Annotated in this window: 11 protein-coding genes and 2 tRNA genes; 6 read left to right on the top strand and 7 right to left on the bottom strand. The window is 61.0% G+C overall.

Features of this window, described 5'->3' with window-relative positions:
* Positions 1–87 precede the first annotated feature (87 nt).
* The gene (locus BTW08_RS11145; RefSeq protein WP_075562597.1) at positions 88–642 is read right to left on the bottom strand and encodes an OmpW family outer membrane protein; all 555 of its coding nucleotides are present in this window, start codon (positions 640–642) and stop codon (positions 88–90) included.
* A gap of 251 nt (positions 643–893) precedes the next feature.
* Here BTW08_RS11145 and BTW08_RS11140 point away from each other — a divergent pair, with 251 nt between their 5' ends.
* Together BTW08_RS11140 and BTW08_RS11135 are read left to right on the top strand one after the other, a co-directional pair.
* Positions 894–1952, top strand: coding sequence for a glycosyltransferase family 2 protein (locus tag BTW08_RS11140; protein ID WP_246837711.1), 1059 nt, complete (start codon positions 894–896; stop codon positions 1950–1952).
* Positions 1949–2341 (top strand): GtrA family protein, encoded by a 393-nt coding sequence (locus BTW08_RS11135; RefSeq protein ID WP_075562596.1) that lies wholly within the window; start codon positions 1949–1951, stop codon positions 2339–2341. Before BTW08_RS11140 ends, BTW08_RS11135 begins: the two co-directional genes overlap by 4 nt.
* A 209-nt stretch (positions 2342–2550) precedes the next feature.
* Here the strand turns inward: BTW08_RS11135 and putP are convergent, their stop codons facing one another.
* The 5 genes from putP to BTW08_RS11110 all read right to left on the bottom strand — a co-directional run bounded on the left by putP (position 2551) and on the right by BTW08_RS11110 (position 9902).
* Entirely contained in the window at positions 2551–4041 is a 1491-nt protein-coding gene (gene putP, locus BTW08_RS11130) for a sodium/proline symporter PutP (RefSeq protein WP_075562595.1), read from the bottom strand.
* A gap of 186 nt (positions 4042–4227) precedes the next feature.
* Entirely contained in the window at positions 4228–7416 is a 3189-nt protein-coding gene (gene putA, locus BTW08_RS11125) for a bifunctional proline dehydrogenase/L-glutamate gamma-semialdehyde dehydrogenase PutA (RefSeq protein WP_075562594.1), read from the bottom strand.
* A gap of 180 nt (positions 7417–7596) precedes the next feature.
* Positions 7597–8373 (bottom strand): helix-turn-helix domain-containing protein, encoded by a 777-nt coding sequence (locus BTW08_RS11120; RefSeq protein ID WP_075562593.1) that lies wholly within the window; start codon positions 8371–8373, stop codon positions 7597–7599.
* 24 nt (positions 8374–8397) lie between these two features.
* Complete coding sequence (locus tag BTW08_RS11115; RefSeq protein WP_075562592.1) at positions 8398–8769, bottom strand: hypothetical protein; 372 nt, start codon at positions 8767–8769, stop codon at positions 8398–8400.
* 119 nt (positions 8770–8888) lie between these two features.
* A complete protein-coding gene (locus BTW08_RS11110) occupies positions 8889–9902 on the bottom strand; it encodes a tripartite tricarboxylate transporter substrate-binding protein (protein ID WP_075562591.1) in 1014 nt (337 codons plus the stop codon).
* Positions 9903–10326: 424 nt separating this feature from the next.
* Between BTW08_RS11110 and BTW08_RS11105 the strand changes: the two genes are divergently transcribed.
* On the top strand, positions 10327–11520 hold the full coding sequence (locus BTW08_RS11105; protein ID WP_075562590.1) for an MFS transporter: 1194 nt from the start codon (positions 10327–10329) through the stop codon (positions 11518–11520).
* A 156-nt stretch (positions 11521–11676) separates the two neighbouring features.
* Here BTW08_RS11105 and BTW08_RS11100 read toward each other — a convergent pair whose 3' ends face one another.
* The gene (locus BTW08_RS11100; protein WP_075562589.1) at positions 11677–12285 is read right to left on the bottom strand and encodes a helix-turn-helix transcriptional regulator; all 609 of its coding nucleotides are present in this window, start codon (positions 12283–12285) and stop codon (positions 11677–11679) included.
* A gap of 322 nt (positions 12286–12607) precedes the next feature.
* On the opposite strand from BTW08_RS11100, the gene gltX reads away from it, so the two are divergent.
* From gltX to BTW08_RS11085, 3 genes are all read left to right on the top strand, one after another.
* Entirely contained in the window at positions 12608–14086 is a 1479-nt protein-coding gene (gltX, locus tag BTW08_RS11095) for a glutamate--tRNA ligase (protein WP_075562588.1), read from the top strand.
* Between the two features lie 98 nt (positions 14087–14184).
* Positions 14185–14260 (top strand) — tRNA-Ala (locus BTW08_RS11090).
* 27 nt (positions 14261–14287) lie between these two features.
* A tRNA-Glu gene (locus BTW08_RS11085) sits at positions 14288–14363 on the top strand.
* Positions 14364–14474: the final 111 nt, after the last annotated feature.

Below are 14474 nucleotides of genomic sequence, written 5' to 3'. Positions count from 1 at the left end.
ATGCCCGGCTCCGCCATCGGATTCTCGAGTCACAGGCACAAAAAAACCGGGCCATGAAGGCCCGGTTTGACTATCGACTGCGATCGCTTAGAAGCGGGCAGTGACGCCGGCACCGACGGTGACCGGGTCGAGGTCGATGTCACGGCCGCCGCTGATATCGGCGCTGACGTCGGTGTACTGTGCGAAGGCGTTGAAACCGAAGTTGTCGGTAACGTTCAGATCAACACCCAGCTGGCCAGCAGCACCCCAGGATTCGTCGACACTGCCGACGCCGCTCTCGTCAGAGAACGTGGTGTAGTTGACACCAACACCGGCGTAAGGCTGAACGCGAGAGTCCAGGCCGCCGAGCGGATAGTACTGCGCCATCAGGTTGATCGGGACCTGCTTGAAGGTACCGCCCTCAGCATGAACCTTGGTTTCGGTCATGGAGCTCAGTTCGACGCCGATCTTGTCGTGAACCATGTAACCCAGGCCCAGGTAGGCGCCCTTGTCATTGTCACTGGTGTAACCAGTGTCGACGTCAGTCTTGGCAACCCCCAGACGGCCGTAGAAATCACCGGCGCCGTAGGCGAATGCGGCTTGGGCTCCGAATGCGCAAGTGCCGGCAACTACCATTGCAGAGAACAGTTTGGTCTTGGTCATGATAAGGACTCCTTTTCTTTCATCATGAAGCCGTGTTACCGGTCTTCACATTCTATGAGACAACGTCTCTATGATAGGAAACGGTGTTTTTTATGTCCAGTAAAATTTTGAAACAGCGTTTTTTTACGTCAGGCCAGGCGTTAAGTCTGTTTGTGCGCGTTTCACTCTGACCCGCTAGGATTACCGTAGTCATTGATCGTCCAGGTTGCCAACATCGCAAGGCCTTGATTCATTTCGTACGAGGAGCGCTCGTGGACAGACGTCGAACAGAGTGGATGTTATCGCTCGTGGTGCCGGTAATGAACGAGGAGAGCGCCATCGACCGATTTCTCGAAGCGGTCGATGGCGCGCTGGGTGCCAGCGTCCCGCGGCTCGAGATTCTGTTCATAGACGATGGCTCCACCGATGCAACGCTTGCCAAGCTTCGCCAACGGGCTTCGGAGGATCTCCGGGTTCGGGTTCTGTCGCTGACCCGCAATTTTGGCAAGGAGGCCGCCATGAGCGCTGGCCTCGACCACGCTCGAGGTGACGCGGTGGTACCCATGGATGTCGACTTGCAGGATCCACCCGAGGTTATCCTGGAGTTCATTGGGCTGTGGCAGGACCAGGGCTACGATATGGTCTATGGCATTCGTGGCTCCAGGGATGACGATACCCAGGCGAAACGTACCTCCGCAGAGCTCTTCTATCGCCTCTTCAACCGACTGGCGGAAGCACCGATCCCCAGCAACGCAGGGGACTTTCGGTTGATGGATCGCCGAGTCGTCGAGGCGGTCAAGCGACTGCCCGAGCGTAATCGGTTCATGAAGGGTCTGTTCAGCTGGCCAGGGTATCGCTCCATCGGGGTCCACTATGACCGGCCGGCCAGAACGAGCGGCGTCAGCAAGTTCAGTTTCTGGAAACTGTGGAATTTCGCCATCGACGGTCTGGTCAGCTTTTCGACCTGGCCTCTGCGTATCTGGATGTATTTTGGCGCCGTCGTTGCGGGGCTCGCGTTTCTCTATATCCTGCTGCTCGTCGGACGGGTCATCGTGGTGGGGAATGACGTGCCTGGTTACGCCTCGCTGATGACGGCGATCCTGTTCTTTGGCGGCATGCAGTTGCTCTCCATCGGGATCCTGGGAGAGTACGTCGGACGCCTGTTCATCGAAGCCAAGCGGCGGCCGCTGTACTTGGTGGCCGAAGATAGCTTGATCACCGAGGAGAGCCTGGGTGCCGAAAGCGGCCTTAACCTTAAGAGTGAGGCCGCTGGCGTAGGCAAAGCCGAGGCCACCTCTGGCCGGTTCGATGGAGCGTCCGGTATTTCATGAAACGTCGACTCAAGCGCGAAGCGAAAACTGCCGCCCGTTTCGGCCTGGTAGGAGGCGTTGCAACGGTGGCCCATCTGTCCGTTGCCGCCATTCTCAGTGCCTTGTGGCCGGCGCTGTCCGAGTTTTTCGTCAATCTCTGCGGCTTTCTGGTCGCCTTTCAGATCTCTCTCGTCGGCCACCGGCGCTTGACGTTTCGTCGTCAGGGACGCGCCCGACGCTTCTTCACCCTGGCGTTGCTGGGGTTTGCCCTCAATAACGGGGTGCTGGCCACGTTGCTGGCATCGACAGAAATTTCTGGTTTCTGGGCTATCGGCATTGCCACGCTCACGGTACCGCTGATTACCTACGTCGGCTCGAGGTTGTGGGCGTTTCGAGAGCATCAGGGGTGACGAGCGGGCAGTAGAGGGCACCGCACGTGGCTGGCGTTGCGTTTGACTAGCGTTGCGCGTGCCTGGCGTGGTACCGGTCAGTGTGGCGGGCAATGTCGACCGGGGTCGAGTGTGGATTGGCATGCATGGAAAAGGGCTCCCGCAGGAGCCCTTTGTCAGTTTCGCGTCGAGTGTCGGTAGCGCATCGATGACGCGCTTTCACCGACGCGTTAGCTGGAAATCTGCTTATATTCGCCAGCGTCCTTGGTCATGCTGCTCACCACCAGGATGGCAATGAAGGAAGCGATGAAGCCGGGAATGATCTCGTAGACTCCCGGTCCGCCCAGGAACGCGTTGCTCCAGCCCAGCGAGATCCAGACGATGACGGTGAGGGCGCCTACGACCATGCCCGCAATGGCGCCAGCGCCGTTGGTGCGCGACCACATCAGCGACAGAATGATCAGCGGGCCGAACGCCGCTCCGAAGCCTGCCCAGGCGTTACTGACCAGCCCCAGAACCTGAGAGTTCGGATCCGATGCGATGACGGCTGCCACCAGACCCACCAGCACGACGCTGATTCGGCCCACGGCGACGGTTTCCTTTTCCGACGCTTCCTTGCGGAGGAACAGGCGATAGAAATCCTCGGTCAGGGAGGAAGATGCCACCAGCAGCTGACTGGAGATAGTGCTCATGATGGCGGCGAGCAGGGCCGCATAGAGGAAACCGGTGATCAACGGGTGGAACAGCAGGTTCGCCAGAATGATGAAGATCGTCTCAGGATCCTCGACATCCAATCCATTGCGGATCGCATAGGCCCGGCCGAAGATACCCAGAGAAACCGCGCCGATCAGCGAGATCAGCATCCAGCTCATGCCGATGTTACGGGCCACGGGCACGTCCTTCAGCGAGCGAATGGCCATGAAGCGCACGATGATGTGCGGCTGGCCGAAATAGCCCAGCCCCCAGGTCACGGCGGACAGCCAGCCGATGAAGGTCAACCCGTCCGTCCAGGAAAGCAGCGTGGGGTCTACTTCATTGAGCGTCTGCGAGGCCTGGGAAAACCCGCCGCCCCCCTCGCCGAAGATCACCACTGCCGGCATGATCACCAGTGCCAGCATCATGATGCAGCCCTGCACGAAGTCCGTCATGCTCACGGCCAGGAAGCCGCCGACCACCGTGTAGACCAGCACCACGCCCAGCGTGATGATGATGCCGGTGGCGTAATCGCTCAGGCCACCGATGTTGATCACGCCGGAAAAGGCGCTCTCGAACAGCTTGCCGCCTGCTACCAGGCCCGAGGCCGTGTAGATCGCGAAGAAGACGACGATGACGATAGCGGAGATCGTCCTCAGCGACAGGGCCCGCGTCGGAAAACGGTTTGCCAGAAAGGCGGGAATGGTAATCGCATTGCCGTAGTGGACCGTCTGCTCTCGCAGGCGTGGGGCGACCAGCACCCAGTTGAAGAATGCGCCCACGAACAGGCCGATGCCGATCCAGGCCGAACCCAGGCCGGAGACGAACATCGCCCCGGGCAGGCCCAGCAGCAGCCAGCCGCTCATGTCCGACGCCCCGGCCGACAGGGCAGCCACTTGCGGGCTGAGAGTCCGGCCACCCAACATGTAATCTTCGGAGGTGGAGGTGGACGTGCGCATGGCATAGAGGCCGATGGCGATCATGAGCACGAAGTAGGCGAAAAGACTGATCCAAACACCGATAGCCATAGAGGCGTCTCCTGTTTCTTAGTTATTAGGCCGGAGTTTGCTCCGACGAGCTTTTACGCACGCGAGCCCAAGCGCTGGCGAGGAGTATCCCGCTCGGGAAGCGTACGAACGGGAAGCCCATGTCGGCATTGTTATTGGCCATTGTGAGCCTCCCGTGATCTGCGGTCGTCTATAAGGCGTCGTGCATTAGTCGCCCATGGCGAGCAGTGAAGCGTTGCCGCCCAGCGCGGCCGTATTGACGGTGCGCGTTTTTTCGGTGGCGAAGCGTAACAGATAGTGCGGTCCACCCGCCTTCGGGCCCGTGCCCGAGAAGCCTTGGCCACCGAACGGCTGCACGCCGACGACCGCGCCGATGATGTCGCGATTGACGTAGACGTTGCCGACGCGAATGCGGCTGGCCACATGATTGGTGAAGTTCTCGTTGCGGCTGTGGACGCCAAACGTCAGGCCGTAGCCCTTGGCATTGATGGAATCGATGACGTCTTCGAGCTGGTCGGCTCGATAGCGCGCGATATGCAGCAGCGGTCCGAACTGTTCGGTCTGCATCGATTCGATGCCATCGATACGGAAGGCCATCGGCGCGACGAAGGTGCCATTGTCGGTCTGGGCCGGATCGAGTCTGGCCTCGGCGATCAAACGGCCTTCGGCCTTCATGGTTTCGATATGCTCGAGCAGCCCCTTGCGTGCCTCTTCGTCGATGACCGGGCCGACGTCAGTGCCCAGGTCGCGCGGGTCACCAATACGCAGTTCGTCCATCGCCCCGCGCAGAATCTCGATCACGCGGTCGGCGATGTCCTCCTGCAGATAGAGCACGCGAAGGGCGGAACAGCGCTGGCCGGCGCTCTGGAAGGCCGAGTGGACGACGTCGGCGACGACCTGCTCTGGCAGGGCGGTGGAGTCGACGATCATCGCGTTCATGCCGCCGGTCTCGGCGATCAGCGTCGGCAGGGCGGCGTTCTCCCTGGCGGCCAGCGCCCGGTTGATGATCTGTGCGGTATCGGTGGAGCCGGTGAAGACGACACCGGTAATCCGGGGATCGCTGCTCAGTACGCTACCTACGGTCGGGCCGTCGCCGGGCAAGAGCTGTACGACATCCCGGGGCATGCCGGCTTCATACAGCAGCTCGATGACGCGGTTGGCGACCAGCGAGGTCTGCTCGGCGGGCTTGGCGAGCACGGTGTTGCCGGCCACGGCAGCGGCGACCAGCTGGCCGGTGAAGATCGCGACCGGGAAGTTCCACGGGCTGATTGCGGCGAAGACGCCCTTGCCGCTCATCACCAGCTCGTTGGATTCGCCGGTGGGTCCCGGCAGGGCGATGGGCTCGGCGAAGAGCTCACGAGCGCGCGCCGCATAGTAGCGACAGAAATCCACCGCCTCGCGAATCTCATCGACGCCGTCGGTGAGTAGCTTGCCGCCCTCGCGGGAGCACAGCGTCATCAGCTCGGCGAGGTGCGTTTCCATCAGCTCGGCGTGTCGCTCGAGGATGGCCGCGCGCTCTTCGACCGGGGTTTCGCTCCAGCGCGGAAAGGCCTGCCAGGCGATGTCCACCGCCTGTTCGGCCTGCTCGTGGGTCGCCCACTGCACGCTACCCACGGGCTGGCGGCGGTCATAGGGGCTGGTGACGCGCTGGCGCTGACTGTCGTCATCGGCGACATCGACGCCCAGCAGCGGCTTGGCGTGATATTCCCGATCCATGAACGCCGCCATGCGATCGACGAGCGGCTGATACTCACTGTTGATGTTCAAGTTGACGCCTTGGGAGTTCTTGCGTGCCGTACCGTAGATGTCCTTGGGCAGCGGAATCCGGGCATTGGCAAAGGTCGGATAGGGCTTGAGCGTGGCCACCGGATGGACGCAAAGCGACTCCACCGGGACCCGGGGATCGACCAGCTGATGGACGAACGATGAGTTGGCGCCATTTTCCAGCAGTCGTCGGACCAGATAGGGCAGCAGGTCCTTGTGCGCGCCCACGGGCGCATAGATACGACAGTAGGTGCCCTGAGGGGCCCGCGTCAGTGCCGCATCATAGAGGGCTTCACCCATGCCGTGCAGGCGCTGGAATTCGAAAGCGCGATCCGCATGGTTGGCCAGCTCGAGAATATTGGTGATGGTGTGCGCATTGTGGGTCGCGAACTGCGGAAAGATTCGTCCGCGGGTGTTCTCGGAGAGCAGGAACTGTGCGCAGACCAAATAGGCAACGTCGGTACACGCCTTGCGGGTGTAGACCGGATAGCCGTCGACGCCGAGTTTCTGGGATTCCTTGATTTCGGTATCCCAGTAGGCGCCCTTGACCAGGCGCAGTGGAATTTCGTCGCCCTGCTGATCGGCCAGTCGGTTGATGTAGTGAAGCACCGGCAGGGCGCGTTTGGCATAGGCCTGTACCACCAGGCCGAAGTGGCCCCAGCCGCGGCAGGCGTCGCTCTCGAAGACGGCACGGAAGACCTCGAGCGAGAGTTCGAGACGATCGACTTCCTCGGCATCGATGGTCAGTGCAACATGGCGTTCTCGCGCCAGCTCGACGAGCTGCTTGACGGTGTCGACCAGCTCTTCGAGAACCTGGCTGCGGCGACCGAATTCGTAGCGCGGGTGCAGCGCCGACAGCTTGATCGATACCGATGGGGCCGGGGTTTTGGCATCGAGCTTGACGCTGGTCTCACCCACCTGGCGAATCGCCGAGGCGTAGTCGTCGAAGTAGCGCTGCGCATCCTGACGCGTACGAGCGGCTTCGCCCAGCATGTCGTAGGAGTAGGTATAGCCCTTGTTGAACAGCGGCTTCGAGCGCTTGAGCGCCTCGTCGATCGTGCGCCCCAGCACGAACTGCTGGCCCATGACCTTCATCGCCTGGTACATCGCGCTGCGGATGACCGGCTCGCCCATGCGATTGACCATCTTATTGATGAAGTTGGCCGGTTTGCCTTCGCGGGGCTTGTCCATCTGAATCACGTTGCCGGTCATCAGCAGGCCCCAGGTCGAGGCGTTGACGAACCAGGATTCGCTCTGACCCAGATAACGCTTCCAGTCGGCGACGCCCAGCTTGTCCTCGATCAGCGCGTCGGCAGTGGTCTTGTCGGGGATACGCAGCAGCGCTTCCGCCAGACACATCAGCAGTACGCCTTCCTGAGTATCGAGGCTGTACTGCTGCAGCAGTTCGTCGATGGAGTCGACGGCCGTATCCATGGCGCGAACGTCGCGCACCAGCTGCGCGGTGTTGTCGCCGATGCGGGCGAAATCGGCCTCACCCGCACCCAGCAGTTCGCATAGCTCGGCGAGGTAGGCATCTTCATCGACGATGTAGTGTTCGCTTATCCTCGCAAACAGGGTTTCCAGCGAGGTCCGCCAGGTGGCAGCGTCCAGCATTTGTTCGGCTTTCAGCATCGTTCAGCCCCTTCGGCATGATTGAACCTGATTGAATCATAGTGATCAGCGTTGGCTTGGACGGCTTCCGCGACGGGATGCCACAGCGACACCGATAAAAGGAAGTGGTAGCTGACTCTAGCGTGAAACAGGGCGCGGGTTCTTGCCAATTATCCGGGGAGATTTGCAAGAAAAGCCGGATTATCTGGCTGAAGAAGGGCGGCGTAGCTGCACGGGAGAATGGCCATAGCGGCGTCGAAAGGCGTTGCTCAAGGCGCTCTGGTTGGCGAATCCGGTGCGTTCCGCGATGTCGGCAAGCGGCAGGTCGGTCAGATCCGTGAGGTCACGGGCCGTGGCCAGCCGCAACCGCATCACGAATTGATAGGGCGTGATCCCGGTTTGATCCCGGAAGCGCTCGCTGAAATGGGCCTCGCTGAGACAGACGAGATTGGCCAGATCCGACACGCTCAGGCGTTGATCCAGCCGCGCCAGCACGAAATGTTCGAGGCGCTGAATGTCCAGCGATCGGCTGGCGCGTCTGGTCACCGGGGGAGGGGGGAGCGTCGCCCCGAGACGAGCGTGAAGCGAACTGAGCAGCGTCGTGACCAGCAGGTCGCCCGGCGCGTGGCGGGCCTGTGCCATTTCCTGTACCAGGAACTGCAGATAGTGCTGCAGAGATTCATCGATCGCGAAATAGCCGGGGCGATCGAACAGGGCTCTCAGCTGGCGATGGGTGCCGGTCAACGCGGCCGCATCGTCCGGGAGGTCGATGATCAGCTGGCGGTTATCGCCGATACCTTCGTAATAATGCTCGATATTGGCCGGTACCATACAGCCGGAGAGCGGTGCCACGACACCGCCCTGGCCGGCAATTTCGAACTCGGCGTAACCCGATAGCCCGATCACGATCTGGTGATAGTCGTGATGATGGTGCTGAATCGCGTTGTCGAGCGGCGCGAGCCGTATGATGCCCGTCATGGTGATCGTCGCTGCGGAACCGGATCAGGCACGATATTCGCCTCCCTGAAGCGCCTGGTGCGCTGCCAGATGATCGCGCAGTGCGGCCAGTTCTTCACGACCGCTGCGTGAGAAGAGCGATCCTCCCTGGGCGGCCTGCCAAGGTCGACCGTAGGTTTCCATCAGATGCTGGCTGCGCCGGCGCAGATTTTCCAGATATGTATCGTGGCGGATCGGATAGCCGATCAGCGTATGCCAGCGCGCTTCACTGGCGCGATTTTCCAGCACGGCATCGAACAGATCGAGCAGATCCTGCGCCTGGGTACGATAGCGTGGGGTGCGGGACAGCATCAGCGCAGTCACGGTCGCCAGGCTGACCAGCAGACAGACGGCGAAAACCAGAAGAAAGAGTGACATCGGAAGGCTCCCCGGCGCGCGGCAACCGACACAGTCTACCATGTCGGTTGCCGTGACTCTCAAGCGGTTGAGAAAGGGGTAAGGCGGTCGAGATAGGCTGGCGCCCGTCGCCGTAAGGGCTAGTGCGTCATGCCCAGTTCGGCGCCGATCTCCTGGATGTCGCTGATCTGTCTAGCAACGAACTGATTCAGTTCGTCACCGGATTTGTGGAATGGCAGGAGTCCATTCTGGGTCATGATCTGTTGCCACTGCGGGGTGTCGTAGAGCCCGTTCAGGGTCTTTTTCCACCAGGCATAGCTCTCTTCGGAGGCACCGGCGGGGGTGTAGAAACCCCGCCAGTTGGGGGCAACCACGTCGATGCCCTGTTCCTTGGCCGTGGGGATGTCGGCGAACTGCCCGGGCAGCCGTTCATCGGAAAACACGGCCAGAATGCGCAGATCGCCGCTGTCGACGAAACTCTTGGCTTCGCTGATATCACCGGTGAACGCGTCGATGTGGCCGCCCAGCAGCTGGCTGATGGCCACCGAGCCGGAATCGAAGGCGAGGTACTTGATATCGCGAATGGGTTTGACGCCGGCTTTGCGTGCCGCCATCAGCACCTTGATGTGGTCGAAGCCGCCCGCCACATCGCCGCCGGAGAACGTCACGCTACCCGCATCGGCCTTGAGGGCATCGAGCAGCTGCGTCAGTGACTGATAAGGCGAGTCCTTGGCGACGGCGATCACGCCGTAGTCGGCGCCCAGCGTCGCGACCCAGCGTACCTGATCGGCACGCCCGCCGGGGTAGTTGCCCAGCGCCAGTTGAGTCGTGGTGGCGGTCGATGCCGCGACGATCAGGTCGTCGTCGCTAGCACGCTTGGCCTGCACATGGCTGAAAGCGACGCCACCGCTGGCGCCCGGAACGTTGATCGTCTGCATGGCGGCAGGGATCATCGACAGATCCTGCAACGCCCGTGCCACTGAGCGACAGGTGAAATCCCAGCCGCCGCCGGGTTGTGCCGGTGCAATGCAGTCGACCTTGCCCTGTGGCGCGGCATGGGCGGGAACCGCAAGGATCAACGCCAGCAACGGCAGGGCTTGGCAGAGCCGCTTGAGGGAGCGTTTCGGCGAGCAGTGATCGGTAGAGAAACTCATGGTCATGAATCCGTAATAGAAGGAGCGACCGCGCGACAGTAGCGGATTGACCGTGAGTTCGCTATTGACCTTTTGGCAAGGTTGGAACGGGTGGTTGGCGCAGATACGGGCCGGCAGTGACGTGAGGGGAAGCCTTGTTCATGGGCATGACGTAGGCAAAAAAACGCCGCGCAGGGCGCGGCGATAACGATCATTGCAGTAAGCTCGAGAAACCGCATAGCGACAGCTGTGTTGAATCTCTTGGCTACTCAGAGCGGCTATCGTTAAAAAAGTTCCTTGACGAAATCCCCAAGGGCTGAAAATAGCGCCGTCAGCCAAGGCAGGGCCCCGAGAATCGCTGTGGATCGCACTGTTTCAGTTTCCATTTGACGACAAGCTGTGAATAATTGCGCCCTACGCAATTAGACTAAAGTTGGAGAGTGTTGTGGCTCACACTGCTGAAACCGGCGCCGCGAAACCGTCGCGGCGGTTTACGTTATTGATCGAATTCGCGTTGGCGGTCGGCGGATTTGCCATCGGCGTGGGCGAGTTCACGATCATGGGGCTGATGCCCAACGTGGCCGAGGCGCTGAACATCACGGAGCCGCAAGTGGGCAACGTGATCAGTGCTTACGCCCTGGGCGTGGTGGTGGGCGCGCCGCTGATTGCGGTGCTGGGGTCACATTTCTATCGGCGCCACCTGCTGCTCATGCTGATGGCCTTTTTCGCGCTCGGGAATATCGCCAGTGCCCTGGCGCCCAATTACCCCACGCTGATGGTCTTTCGATTCATTTCCGGACTGCCTCACGGGGCCTATTTCGGCGTCGCTTCGCTGGTCGCGGCCTCGCTGGTTCCCTCGCACAAGCGTGCCCAGGCGGTCAGTCGTGTCATGTCAGGCCTGACCATCGCGATGCTGGTGGGTAATCCCTTCGCGACCTGGCTGAGCCAGCTATTGAGCTGGCGCTTCGCTTTCGTGCTGGTCGGCGGCATTGCCGTCCTTACCGTGATGCTGGTGTTTCTCTATCTACCGCTCAATCGGCAGGAGGTGCGTAACAGCCCTTCCCAGGAGCTGACGGCGCTCAAGCGGCCTCAGATCTGGCTGACGTTGGGGATCGGTGCGATCGGCTTTGCCGGCATGTTCTGCGTCTTCAGCTATCTGGCGCCGGTGCTGATCAACGTGACCCAAGTGTCGCCCCATTGGATACCGGTGGCGCAGGCGGCGTTTGGTGCCGGGGCGATTATCGGCAATATCGCCGGCGGTAAACTCTACGATCGGATGCAACTCAAGGGCGTCGGTTGGCTGCTGGTGTGGTGTATCGCTATCCTGCTGCTGTTCCCGCTGGCGGCGCAGTCGCTGTGGTCGATCCTGCTGATCTGCGTGGCCATCGGCACCATGGTGTCGTTATCACCGGCGTTGCAGACGCGCCTGATGGATGTGGCGGCAGATGCCCAGACACTGGCGGCTGCGTCCAATCACGCGGCGTTCAATGTCGCCAACGCCCTGGGCCCGTGGCTGGGTGGCGTGGCGATTGGCGCGGGTTTTGGCTGGACCGCTACCGGCTACGTCGGGGCGGCGACGGCAGTAGGGGGGCTGGTCGTGTTCTTCTTCGCCTATCGCCAGCAGCAACGCCACGGTTGAGCGGGCGCAGGCTTAGGTTCTGATTCAGGCTCGTAGGAAGGTGTGATTCAAAGTGCTTCGTTCCCGCGAGCGGGGCGCTCGAAGAAGCGACGCGTTCCCTCCGGCGCAGCGCCGGGGCCGGCCTCGGCGCTAAGCGCAGGCCGGGGTTGCCCCGGGCTACTGACGGCTCCAGCGGGCGCGGAGATAGCCGATGATGCGAAACGGTGGATGACGAACGCTCTCGACGGTCACGCCGTGCAGCTGTTCGCCGCTGACCCGCATTCTGCCGGACGCGAGATGCTCCAGATACTGGATCTGCAGCTTGTCGTCGCGCTCCAGCAGATAGAGACCGTCCTGCTGAAATCTATCGCCAGGCGCGATGGCGGCGATATCTCCCTCGAACAGGAAATCGAAGGACTCGTTGTCCGCGGGCGTGACCAGATGGCAGTCCTGCGTCAGCATCTGCAGCGTGGACATCTCCTCGGCGCCGCCATCCCGCCGCTCCCACGGCGCTGCCAGATGGGCCTGCAAGCTGAACACGGTCGCGCCCGACGTCCGGGAGGTGGCTGTCATCGCGTTCAACGAGTCATCGTCGAGCAGTTGCTTGATCGAACAGTTCAGCGCCGAAGTGAGTGCCACCAGGCGTTCGTGTCCAATCTGCTTGATGGTGCCTGATTCCCAATAGGAAATCGTGACATCAGAGACGCCTACCCGTCTTGCTAGTGCAGCCTTGCTCATGCCTGCCTGGAGGCGGAGCTGTTTGATTCGTGGTCCTAACCCGTCCATCCATGAATCTCGCCTGCGTATTGGTGCTGTGAGGATATCCACTCATTGCCGAAGTATGTTTCGGGTTACAGAGTTGTGAAGTGTTATGGCGATAAATTTTTTTATCGTGCCCAAAGCCTTGGCCTCGGGGTGCCTGCTGTCAAGCGAAAACCCCGGAGCAGTGGTCCCGTGCAGCCGGGGCTGACGGTCGTTATCGACGTTCTGGGCGCCAGCGCGACCCGCCAGAGCCTCGAAGGCCCAAACTTGGACATGAGGAGACACTGCAGTCGCGCCCGATGGGGGCGTATAATCTGGCGGCTCGTTCATCAACGGAATGGATTTCATGACGGTACGCACGCGTATTGCGCCTTCGCCCACCGGCGACCCGCACGTCGGCACGGCTTATATCGCTCTCTTCAATCTCTGCTTCGCTCGTCAGCATGGCGGGCAGTTCGTTTTGCGCATCGAGGACACCGACCGTCAGCGCTCCACTGCCGAATCGGAACAGATGATTCTCGATTCGCTGCGTTGGCTGGGGCTGGATTGGGACGAGGGGCCCGATGTCGGCGGCCCCCACGGCCCTTATCGGCAGAGCGAGCGCGGCGATATCTACGCCCGGCACGCCGAGGAGCTGCTCGAGCGTGGGCACGCCTTCAAATGCTATCGCACCGGCGAAGAGCTCGATGCCCTGCGCGATGAACGCAAGGCGGCGGGGCTGCATCTTGCCCTGAAACCGCATGACCTTGCCCTGGACCCTGAAGAGCAGCGACGGCGGGAGGCGGAAGGATTTCCGTACGTCATCCGCATGAACGTGCCTTCCGAGGGGGTATGTGAGGTCGATGACATGCTGCGCGGTCGGATCGAGGTCGACTGGGCGCAGGTCGATGCCCAGATATTGATGAAATCGGATGGCATGCCGACCTACCATCTGGCCAACGTGGTCGATGACCATCTGATGGGGATCACTCATGTCCTGAGGGGCGAGGAGTGGATCAATTCGGCGCCCAAGCACAAGCTGCTCTATGAATATTTCGGCTGGCCGATGCCTGAGCTGTGCCATATGCCGCTGTTGCGCAATCCGGACAAGTCGAAGCTGTCCAAGCGCAAGAACCCGACCTCGATCCACTATTATCGTCGCATGGGATTTCTGCCGCAGGCTGTGACCAACTATCTCGGACGAATGGGATGGTCGATGCCGGATGAGCGTGAAAAGTTCAGTCTCGATGAGATGATGGCTCACTTCGATATCCAGCGCGTTTCACTCGGTGGCCCGGTGTTCGATCTCGATAAGCTGACCTGGCTCAACGGCGTCTATATTCGAGAAGATCTCGATGATGCAGCCTTGCTGAAGGCGCTACGGGACTGGGCGTTCAACGAAGCGTATGTCGGTCAGATCCTGCCGCAGATCCGTCCACGTATCTCGACGCTATCGGATGCCATGCCGCTGGCCGGGCATTTCTTCGCCGGTCTGCCTGATATCGACGAGTCCAGCTTCGAGGATGTCGATCTCGAGAAGGAGACCTTGCTGGCGCTGCTGCAGTTCCTGGTATGGCGGCTGGAAGTCGTGCCGCGTTGGGAGAAAGACGAGCTGCTCGGCGAGGTCAAGCACCTTGCCGCCTACTTCGAGTTGAAGATGAAGGTGTTCCTGGCGCCGGTGTTCGTTGCCGTAACGGGCAGTACCCATTCGACCTCGGTGCTCGACGCCATGGCGATTCTCGGCTCCGACATGACGCGCGCGCGTCTGCGGCACGCCATCGACGTATTGGGCGGAATTTCCAAGAAGCAGGCGAAGCGGCTGGAAAAAACCTTCCGCGAAGTGTGACGTGGCAGGGTGCCGGGTTATCGAGAAAGTCATTTTTATCGCGATAAAACGTTGACTTATCAGTGGTGTGAACGTATATTTCGCCCCGTTCTTGGGACGGGGCCTTAGCTCAGCTGGGAGAGCGCAACACTGGCAGTGTTGAGGTCAGCGGTTCGATCCCGCTAGGCTCCACCACAAGAACCGGCATCAGCCGTTGTCCGCGTCCCATTCGTCTAGTGGTCCAGGACACCGCCCTTTCACGGCGGTAACAGGGGTTCGAACCCCCTATGGGACGCCACTTTCTCGTCTAAAGTCTCTCCTCTCTTCCCTGTATGTCGTCTTCGATATCCCTGTTCGCGGATTCTTGCGGCTGTTGATAACCCTTCCAGATTCGTCATCTTCAGGCTTG

It is taken from the genome of Salinicola sp. MH3R3-1 (genome assembly GCF_001937155.1).
Classification (GTDB): Bacteria; Pseudomonadota; Gammaproteobacteria; order Pseudomonadales; family Halomonadaceae; genus Salinicola; species Salinicola halophyticus.
The sequence above is the reverse complement of the archived record's forward strand: the minus strand, read 5'-3'. Positions and strand labels throughout refer to the sequence as shown.